Annotated in this window: 9 protein-coding genes; 4 read left to right on the top strand and 5 right to left on the bottom strand. The window is 42.6% G+C overall.

The window, feature by feature from the left end; genetic code table 11:
* The coding region (locus tag WAM07_RS04760) for an alpha-hydroxy-acid oxidizing protein (protein ID WP_422165219.1) at positions 1–302 on the bottom strand (302 nt) is incomplete at its 3' end.
* Positions 303–1,179: 877 nt separating this feature from the next.
* Here WAM07_RS04760 and WAM07_RS04765 point away from each other — a divergent pair.
* Positions 1,180–2,451 (top strand): MFS transporter, encoded by a 1,272-nt coding sequence (locus WAM07_RS04765; protein ID WP_422165221.1) that lies wholly within the window; start codon positions 1,180–1,182, stop codon positions 2,449–2,451.
* 98 nt (positions 2,452–2,549) lie between these two features.
* Here WAM07_RS04765 and WAM07_RS04770 read toward each other — a convergent pair whose 3' ends face one another.
* Entirely contained in the window at positions 2,550–2,984 is a 435-nt protein-coding gene (locus WAM07_RS04770) for a universal stress protein (RefSeq protein ID WP_422165223.1), read from the bottom strand.
* Between the two features lie 235 nt (positions 2,985–3,219).
* Between WAM07_RS04770 and WAM07_RS04775 the strand changes: the two genes are divergently transcribed.
* From WAM07_RS04775 to WAM07_RS04785, 3 genes are all read left to right on the top strand, one after another.
* A complete protein-coding gene (locus WAM07_RS04775; protein ID WP_422165225.1) occupies positions 3,220–4,893 on the top strand; it encodes a CoA-disulfide reductase in 1,674 nt (557 codons plus the stop codon).
* A gap of 153 nt (positions 4,894–5,046) precedes the next feature.
* Entirely contained in the window at positions 5,047–5,757 is a 711-nt protein-coding gene (locus tag WAM07_RS04780; protein WP_422165226.1) for an Ltp family lipoprotein, read from the top strand.
* 185 nt (positions 5,758–5,942) lie between these two features.
* Entirely contained in the window at positions 5,943–6,320 is a 378-nt protein-coding gene (locus tag WAM07_RS04785) for a hypothetical protein (RefSeq protein WP_422165228.1), read from the top strand.
* A gap of 124 nt (positions 6,321–6,444) precedes the next feature.
* On the opposite strand, the gene WAM07_RS04790 is transcribed toward WAM07_RS04785, so the two are convergent.
* From WAM07_RS04790 to WAM07_RS04800, 3 genes are all read right to left on the bottom strand, one after another.
* The gene (locus tag WAM07_RS04790; protein ID WP_422165230.1) at positions 6,445–7,197 is read right to left on the bottom strand and encodes a DUF1129 family protein; all 753 of its coding nucleotides are present in this window, start codon (positions 7,195–7,197) and stop codon (positions 6,445–6,447) included.
* 2 nt (positions 7,198–7,199) lie between these two features.
* Entirely contained in the window at positions 7,200–7,526 is a 327-nt protein-coding gene (locus WAM07_RS04795; RefSeq protein ID WP_422165231.1) for a PadR family transcriptional regulator, read from the bottom strand.
* Positions 7,527–8,240: 714 nt separating this feature from the next.
* Complete coding sequence (locus WAM07_RS04800) at positions 8,241–8,618, bottom strand: YbaN family protein (protein ID WP_422165233.1); 378 nt, start codon at positions 8,616–8,618, stop codon at positions 8,241–8,243.
* Positions 8,619–8,840 lie beyond the last annotated feature (222 nt).

Raw genomic sequence — 8,840 nt, forward strand, 5'->3', positions numbered from 1 at the left:
CCAATAGGTGCAAGCATCAGGGGCGATGCATATGTATGACCGAATAACTCGACTTTTAAATCGCGACTTTCTACGTTTCTAAGCATTCTCGGGACAATCTTCCATTTCTTGAATGCCTCGAGATTGGCATCCATCGTGCTTTCTCCGCCGGCCCCTCCAGCTATGTAATCATAAGGCCCATCTTCCAGTACCTCTCTTGCGAGTTTTTCCCACTCTTCATAAACGACGGGAAGTCTGTCTGGATCCGGATCGGGCATCGTCTGGTAGATCTTGAACTGAATCTGATTACCGAAGTTCGACATCACGCATTTCCTCCTTATAATTTACACAATATGGTTATGTACTCAGTTTACCACACCTTATGAATGCGTTTACAAAAAGATAGGCTCTGGTAAATCTATATATTGATTTTATTAGAGATAAGCTCCCGTTTGTTGAAAACTCAGTTTCGAGATAAACCGGGTCCGTTACGATATGTGGAGAAGGGCTGGTGGGGAAATAGCTCGCTTTCCTATGGGGGAACGGTGAGCTTCCTCGTTCGTTTCACTCCCTGCGGGATCTCACCTAGTCCCTTCTCCCATGGGAGTCTCGCCATTTCCCCACCAACCCAACTATGATGTTGCGAACGGAACCTGCCAGTAGAAAAAGCGGGAACCTTAAATCGTCTTAAATGCTTCTATAGCGGCGTTTATAGAGTCGGTGCTTAGCGTTGATCGCATAGGTTATTCTTCCTCATATGAAGGCATTTACGTAAAGGATTTCGAGCTCTCCATGATCGCAAAGGAGCGGAAGGGAACGGCGAAGACTCCTGCGGGATGAACATGATCGGTGAGATCCCGGAAGGCGAAGCCTGAGGAGGCTCAGCACAGAAGAAGTTCGACTAAGACCGCCACGTCCTGTGGCAACGTCGAACGACCCTGCGTCGTGCAGGGCCGGAAAGCGAGCCGTTCCCTGGAGTCCCTTTCTCCACCCAATATCTCGAAACTGAGTCTTCCATAATCCGGCCCTTTAGTTGAATAAGTCTCCTAGACACATTACCGCTAAAGATTATCAACTTCCGAAAAATTATACCCGCCAATTTCAGCCTCAAGGCTGAATTAAATTCCTTCTGCAGTTCATCGTGGCATTCCCTTATCCGCTATACAATAAATGTAATCCAATTATAAAGGCGTGATGAAAATGTCATCAGTAAACGAAGCTACGGTTCGTGAACGTACGGACGATCTCCAGGAAGAAAGTACACCTTCCGTTTTTAAAAACCGCAACTTCCTATTATTATGGGGAGCTGCTCTTTTATCCAGTTTCGGTATTTCGTTCTTTTTATTTTCCCAAAGCTGGTATGTGGTCAATGTTTTGAATCTTGAAGCTTCCCTTGGGCTCATTTATATCGCAGCCAGCATCCCCCGCCTTCTATTTATGATCATTAGCGGTACAGTGGCGGACCGATACGATAAGACGAAGATTATGTTTCTATCAGATTTTATAAGAGGACTGTTATTAGCCGGGCTTGTGCTGTGGTTTCTGTTCGGTAGTATTACCCTGTGGACATTCGTCGGGTTTGCTTTTTTCTTCGGAATATTAGACGCCTTCTTCTGGGCAGCTGAGAGTGCCATTATTCCATCGATTGTTCAAAAAGAAAACCTGACTCGAGGTAACTCTATTATCCAGATGACCAATCAGACCTCCTTTATTCTGGCACCTATGCTTGCAGGCGTGCTCATTGCTTATGGCAATTATGAAATCGTATTTGCAGTGACGGCCGCCATGCTGCTTACAGCCAGTCTATTGGTTATTTCTATGAAGCCGAAAAAAGACGCAGAGATGGAGGCGAATAAAAATAAGAAATTCTGGCAGACCTTCAGGGAAGGAGTCGCCTATGTTAAAGACTCGCGCTTACTCACCCTTATCGTATTAGCCACTATATTTCTAAATCTCTTCATCGTTGGACCGATGACGATGGGTCTCCCTTTATTTGTTAAAAATATTCTGGAAGGTACGGCAGTGGATTTCAGCTTTCTTGAAGCTGGTTTAGCGGGTGGAATGCTCGTTGGCTCCATCGTGATCGGAAGTTTAAATGTGACCAGAAAACGAGGGAAAATAACCCTTCTGACGCTGGTCCTTTCAGGCATCGCCTTTATAGGGCTGAGCTTCACGGCAGAACTGTGGCAAAGCATGGTCATGCTCGGATTATTTGGGACCTTTCTCTCTATATCCAATATCTCTTCCATATCAGCAATTCAAAGTATTATCGAAGAAAAGGTGCTGGGGCGTGTGATGGGGCTGATTTCCTTAGCATCCATGGGGCTCATTCCTGTCAGTTATGCCCTTACCTCTGCTGTACTCTCTTTAGGAATATCCATTCACCACATCATGGCCGCCGGCTCTATATTGGTTACTTTATTTGCCTCCTTTGTATTTCTGACCTTTACAGAATTGAGAGAACTTGATTGACGAAGAACGCCAGCTCTATAAAAGCCGGCGTCTTTGTTTTTTCACTCCTATATCTAAAAAATGCGCCTTTCCGGAAATGGAAAGGCGTTACCCGTATGTTATTTCATTACTAAGACTGGACATTTCGCATGCTGCACGATGTTATTACTTACGCTTCCAAGGAAAATCCGCTTCACATTGCCAAGCCCTCTGCTTCCGACAATAATCATATCAATTCCCTCTTTTTCAGCGTAGGCACATACATCTTCCCCTGGGTTATTCTCAAGCTCCCCTACAAGCACATGCGTGACGATCGTAATGTTTTCACCTTCATTTTCTTCTTTAATCGCTACTAGTTCATTCTCATACTTCTTAGCCATTTCATCCCCAATACTTTTAGAGAGGGCGGCATTTGTAAATGGACCAGTCGGCTTGACGACAGACACAACATGAATTTCTCTGTCTACTGATTCAAGAGCATGGCTTTTTGCTTCCTTCACGGCCTGTTTGCTAGGTTCACTGCCATCATAAGCAACGAGGATTTTCTTAGTCATAGGAAAACCTCCATTCAAGTATATGCATTTCTTCTACACTACTATTTTACCATGTTTGAAAGCGTTTTCCTAACATCCAGACAAAGATTCATATAAATTCCATCAAACCGTCACAAAATATACATTAAGGGGTATATTGTTTTTTCTGCTAAGAAGGGGTAATATGAAATTATCATTCACATTGTGAAATAAATCACATAATGTTAAGTAAGGTGAAGATAAAGGAGAGATGATGATGGGCAGAAAAATTATTATTGTAGGTGGAGTAGCAGGCGGGGCTACAGCAGCAGCGAGACTTCGCCGTTTAAGCGAAGAAGATGAAATTATTGTACTTGAAAAAGGAGAATACATTTCATATGCCAACTGCGGGCTTCCTTACTATATTGGCGGCGTAATTACAGATCGTGATGCCTTGCTGGTACAAACTGTAGAAGGCATGTCCAAAAAATTCAAGTTAGATATTCGGAATCTAAGTGAAGCCGTAGAAATCGATCGTGAATTACAAACCTTGGCCATCAAAAACCTAAAAACCGGCGCCGTATATAAAGAGAGCTATGATAAATTGATTCTTTCTCCAGGAGCCAGACCCATTATTCCGAATCTGGAAGGATACAAGGAAGCAGCCAATATCTTCACCTTACGATCTGTCCCCGACACGGACCAAATCAAGCATTGGATCGATGAGCGAAAAGCTCAGGAAGCCGTAATCATTGGCGGGGGCTTCATTGGTCTTGAGATGGCTGAGAATTTAATGCACCGCGGGATTAAGGTCAGCCTTGTAGAGTTAGGAAATCAAGTCATGTCTTCACTGGATTATGAAATGTCAGCTATCGTTTACCAGGAACTCCTGGATCAAGGGGTAAATGTAATACTAGAGGATGGAGTTAAAGCATTCCGTGATCAGGGAAGCACAGTGGAACTGCAAAGCGGACAGCTCCTCTCAAGCGACCTGACGATTCTCTCTATAGGTGTTCGGGCTGAGAACGAACTCGCTAAGACTGCCGGGCTTTCTACTGGCAAGCGCGGCGGGATTATCGTCAATGAACATCTTCAAACCGAGGATAAGAACATTTATGCTATTGGCGATGCCATCGAAGTAAAAGATTACATTCAGCAGACTCAAACCATGGTGCCTCTTGCCTGGCCCGCCAACCGCCAGGGAAGACTCGTAGCGGATCATATTCATGGAAAAGCGGTGTCTTATAACGGCACACTCGGAACGTCTGTTGCCAAAGTGTTCGATCTAACTGTGGCAGCTACTGGTAACAATGAAAAATTACTAGACCAACTTGGCATCCCGTTTGAAGCTGTCCATGTTCACCCTTCTTCAAACGCTTCCTATTATCCTGGAGGACGCCCTCTTTCACTCAAATTACTCTTTGATCCAAATACAGGAAAAATATTTGGAGCCCAGGCAGTTGGAGTCAAAGGAGTCGAAAAACGGATCGACGTTATTGCTACAGCGATTAAAGGAAACTTAACGGTTGAAGATTTAGCCGATCTGGAACTTTCCTATGCTCCTCCCTATTCATCTGCGAAGGATCCAGTAAACATGGCAGGATATGTAGCCGCGAATATAGTAGATAAGGAACTGAGCGTTGTTCATTACGACAAAATCGATGAAATTGTAGCCTGGGGCGGAATTCTACTGGATGTAAGAGAGCCGGAAGAAAGAGAACGCGGCTTTATCCAAGGATCCATTAACATCCCATTAGGGCAGCTGAGAGAAAGACGGCATGAATTACCTAAGAACCATCCTATTTACGTGACATGCCAGGTGGGAATGCGTGGATATTTAGCCGTTAAAACATTGATGAATTATGGGTATCAGGCTGTTAATCTAAGTGGTGGATATAAAACATATGAAATGGTTCAAAGGATTAAAAATAAAGAAGCAGTCCCGCTTTAAAAGAAAGTGGCAGCCCCTGGCAGGCTGCCTTTTTTTCTTAAGCAAGTTTATAAATCTCCATGTTCCAAAAGAAATAGGAAAAAACTATTAAAAAACTAGAAGAAATATAGTAAAGTTACATAATGGATTTATAAAAAATAGGAGGATTATATCATGGGGAAACTATTTAAAGGGTGTTTAACATTAATCGGTGCGGTAGTCGTGATCGTTATAATTATTGCGATCTTTGCGACAAGCGGCGATGATAACACAAGCGAAAGCAATTCAAGCGACCAGGAACAAACACAAACCGAAACAGAAGAAACCGAAACAAAGCAAACCAATGAAAGCTCCGGCGATGAGGATGCCGATGCCAATACAGAAGAAACGACAGAAGAATCAACGGATGAGCCAAATGAAGAGCCAAAAGAACAAGAGCCGGAAATGACTAAAGGACAAGAAAATGCGGTAGGATCCGCCGAATCTTATATTTCCACTATGGCGTTTTCAAAGGAAGGATTAAAAACACAATTGGTTGATTTTGAGGAATATACCGAAGAACAAGCCGAGTTTGCTGTTAATAACATAGACGTTGATTGGAAAGAACAAGCAGTGAAATCAGCCGAATCTTACATTTCCACTATGGCGTTTTCAAAAGAAGGATTAAAAACACAATTGGTTGATTTTGAGGGATATACCGAAGAACAAGCCGAGTTTGCTGTTAATAACATAGACGTTGATTGGAAAGAGCAAGCGGTTAAATCTGCCGAATCTTATTTAGATACCATGAATTTTAGCCGTGACGGGTTAAAAACGCAGCTTACAGATTTTGAATACTTTACAGAAGAACAAGCCGAATATGCGGTTGATCAAGTTGGACTATAAGAAACATTTTGAAGCGGTGGAGAATAAATTTCCATCGCTTTCCTTATATACTGTGACAAATGACCATAGCCGTTATCAACGTGCTAATTGCTAAAGTTGCTTTACCAGAAGGGTAATTTTGATTCTATGTGGAAATAAGTTAGGAATGTTAGGTTAAAAGGCTAATCATTGTTGGGGGAGATACCGTGATAACAGCTTGGATTGGCAGTATTACTTTTTTGGCAATAGCTATTTTGTACGTATTATTAGCGTTAGGTTTACCTTATGGAGAGTTTGCCATGGGCGGAAAGTATAAAGTATTACCAAAACAAATGCGAATAGCCTGCGCAATCTCTGTCCTGATTCAATTGGCTGCCATTCTGTTTATATTACAGGCGGGGCATGTAATTTCAATCGATTTAATAGCACCCATTGCAAGAGGAGCCTGTTATTTTTTCGCTTTCTATTTATTCCTGAATACCGTCATGAACCTTTTTTCGAAAAGTAATAAGGAAAAGCTTGTCATGACCCCCTTATCTTTGATCACAGCGATTTGTTTTTTAATGACGGCTTTGAATAGTTAATCAAGCTATCCGATACAAACAGTACGCCTGACTGCTCAAGTCCAGGCGTTTTTGTTTGATATATGTTTTTCTAATTTGTGTCTGCCCAACTCAGTTTCCGTTAGACCCATCTTTATCACTATCCTTACGTCGAGCTCGAATGTTCTGTTTTGTACACGATCAAAAAGTAAATCAGAGGTCCCGCAAAAATGAGGATGCTGGTCAGAGTCAGCTGCATGGATGTCGATAGTCCGGTTAACCCAATCAGATACTCTGGGACGAATAAGAGAATCGGAATAATAATCGGCAGCCAAAGTTTGCTCCATAACGCCATGCCAATGAAAATAGCCGCCGCCACAAGAAACGCCAGCATATTGCCGACTTTTCCGAATTCAATTGCGGGGGTGTTAAAATGATTATTCATGAAGATCAGCGCAATGAAGGAACCTACAGGCACAATGCCGCAAATGCCATAGATCAGCCATTCTTTCCATCTGGCGGGCTGGCTGCTGCTGATGTATCGCAGCCCAAAGGAATAAATTCCAATAATGAAAAGAAAAATCACGGGATATCCAACAGCCTCTAGTAGAGAAAATTCTACTCCTCCATCCATGATTTCACCAATCAGGAGGTAGGCAAGGGCTCCTATATAAATCAAAGGAATAACTTTAAAGATCATACCTTTATCCAGTTTCATCTCCTGTGAAAATTGTTCCATGTACTCTTTAGGAGAGTTCCCGACAACGTCTTCTATGCTCTTGCCTCTTCGCTCAGCCTCAAGCAAATGATCTTCCAATTCTTCCGTTATTTCTTCGATCTCCTTTTCCTTTTTACCACTCGCCATTAAGTACACCTGTAACCGGCCGATAAAGTCTTTACTTTCTTTAGAAAGTTCCAATTCTACCCCTCCTTATCCAATAATCGCTCGACACTGCTTGAAACGGTATCCCATCTTTTCTTGAACTCCTCAAGTTCGACTTCTCCTTTTTCCGTCAGCTTATAATACTTCCTTTTAGGACCACCAGAAGGCAGCTGCTTCTGACTGGTTACCACCCATCCTTCTTTTTTCATTCGTAATAAAAGCGGATAGATGCTCCCTTCCTTCACCATCGTAAATCCGTGCTGGTTAAGCTTCTCGATCATTTCATAGCCATAGGTTTCTCCCTGGGAAATGATCGACAGCAGACAGCCTTCCAGGATTCCTTTCAGCAATTGACTTGATGACAATTCATCTGCCTCCTTACTTAACTACCTTGTTATGCAAGATAGTACACCAAAACAAATGTATTGCAACTAACTTGCAATACAATGTAGTTAAAGATTACCATGACCTTCCAACATATACAAGTACTACTTTTAAATTATTTTAAGCTTTATTATGAATTTTCATAAGAGAGTTATTAAACAATCGGGCCGTTTTCTGTAAGACTCAGTTTCGAGATATTGGGTTAGAGTGAAGGTCCTGCGGGGGGGCGATTCGCTTTCCCTGGGCATGTGCTGAGCCTCCTCAAGCTAACGCTTTCCGGGGTCTCACCGATCATGTTTATCCCACAGTAGTCTTCATCGCCCCCCTCCGGACCTTGCGATAGGATGCTTAGGAAGGTCTCCTGTTCGTGCCAATAAATCAACCCTAAAAAAACGTTTGAAACACTTGTAGTAGAGCCTTTTCTAGAGCGTTTTCTTTATAATCATTACTCTTAGGTTTCGTTTCTCTGCCTATGGTAATGGGGGTTGGGAAATGGTGACACTCCTACGGGAAAGGATAGACTGGCGAGACCCCGGAAGTCGAAGACTGAGGAGGCTTGCCGTCTTCCCCGTGGAAAGGGAGCCATTTCCCATCCCCCATTTTTTCCACACAAAATGAACGAAACCGTTGTTACGCAAACGGGAGCTTATCTGTAAGATCAACACTCAGAATCAGAGCTACTTGAATAATCTCCCTTACTCTTTCCGCAAGGTTTTCGTTAATACGATCACCACGGTAAAGAAACAGGCGCCAAAGATAAAGCCGATTTTCAACAGCAGATTAGGAGCAATAAAAAAAGCTGAATAAAGCATAGAGCTCCAGATCATAATGAGTACAGATACTTTTGCTTTTAGAGGAATTCCCCTGCCCGCTTTGTAGTTCTCTATATAAGAACCAAACCACTTATTCGTCATTAACCAATTATAAAGACGATCCGAACTCCTTACATAGCAAGCGGCGGTTAATAATAAAAATGGAGTGGTGGGAAGCAGCGGCAGCACAATCCCAAGCACTCCCAGAATCAATGAGATCGTTCCGATTATAATAAGAAGAATGTTAGTAAACTGCTTCATTTTGAACTCCCTTACTATTCAACACTTTCATTTCCCAAAAGTTTGCTGGTCACATATATGCTTCCCCATGCACCATTTAACGCAAACCCTTGCTCATTTATTTTAGTTTACCATTTTCTTATAACCCACCGGAAGGCTGTCACCCATGACAAGTGTCATGGGTGTACCCTGACGTTTATGTCTTATAAAATATGCGCTTTTTTCCTATGCTAAGAATATAAG

Source organism: Halobacillus sp., assembly GCF_049282395.1.
In the GTDB taxonomy this organism is placed as follows: Bacteria; Bacillota; Bacilli; order Bacillales; family Halobacillaceae; genus Halobacillus.

Bases quoted from the DNA above. Each gene is read 5' to 3' on its own strand.
- WAM07_RS04765 (WP_422165221.1), top strand. From the start codon at position 1,180: ATGTCATCAGTAAACGAAGCTACGGTTCGTGAACGTACGGACGATCTC.
- WAM07_RS04770 (WP_422165223.1), bottom strand. From the start codon at position 2,984: ATGACTAAGAAAATCCTCGTTGCTTATGATGGCAGTGAACCTAGCAAA.
- WAM07_RS04775 (WP_422165225.1), top strand. From the start codon at position 3,220: ATGGGCAGAAAAATTATTATTGTAGGTGGAGTAGCAGGCGGGGCTACA.
- WAM07_RS04780 (WP_422165226.1), top strand. From the start codon at position 5,047: ATGGGGAAACTATTTAAAGGGTGTTTAACATTAATCGGTGCGGTAGTC.
- WAM07_RS04800 (WP_422165233.1), bottom strand. From the start codon at position 8,618: ATGAAGCAGTTTACTAACATTCTTCTTATTATAATCGGAACGATCTCA.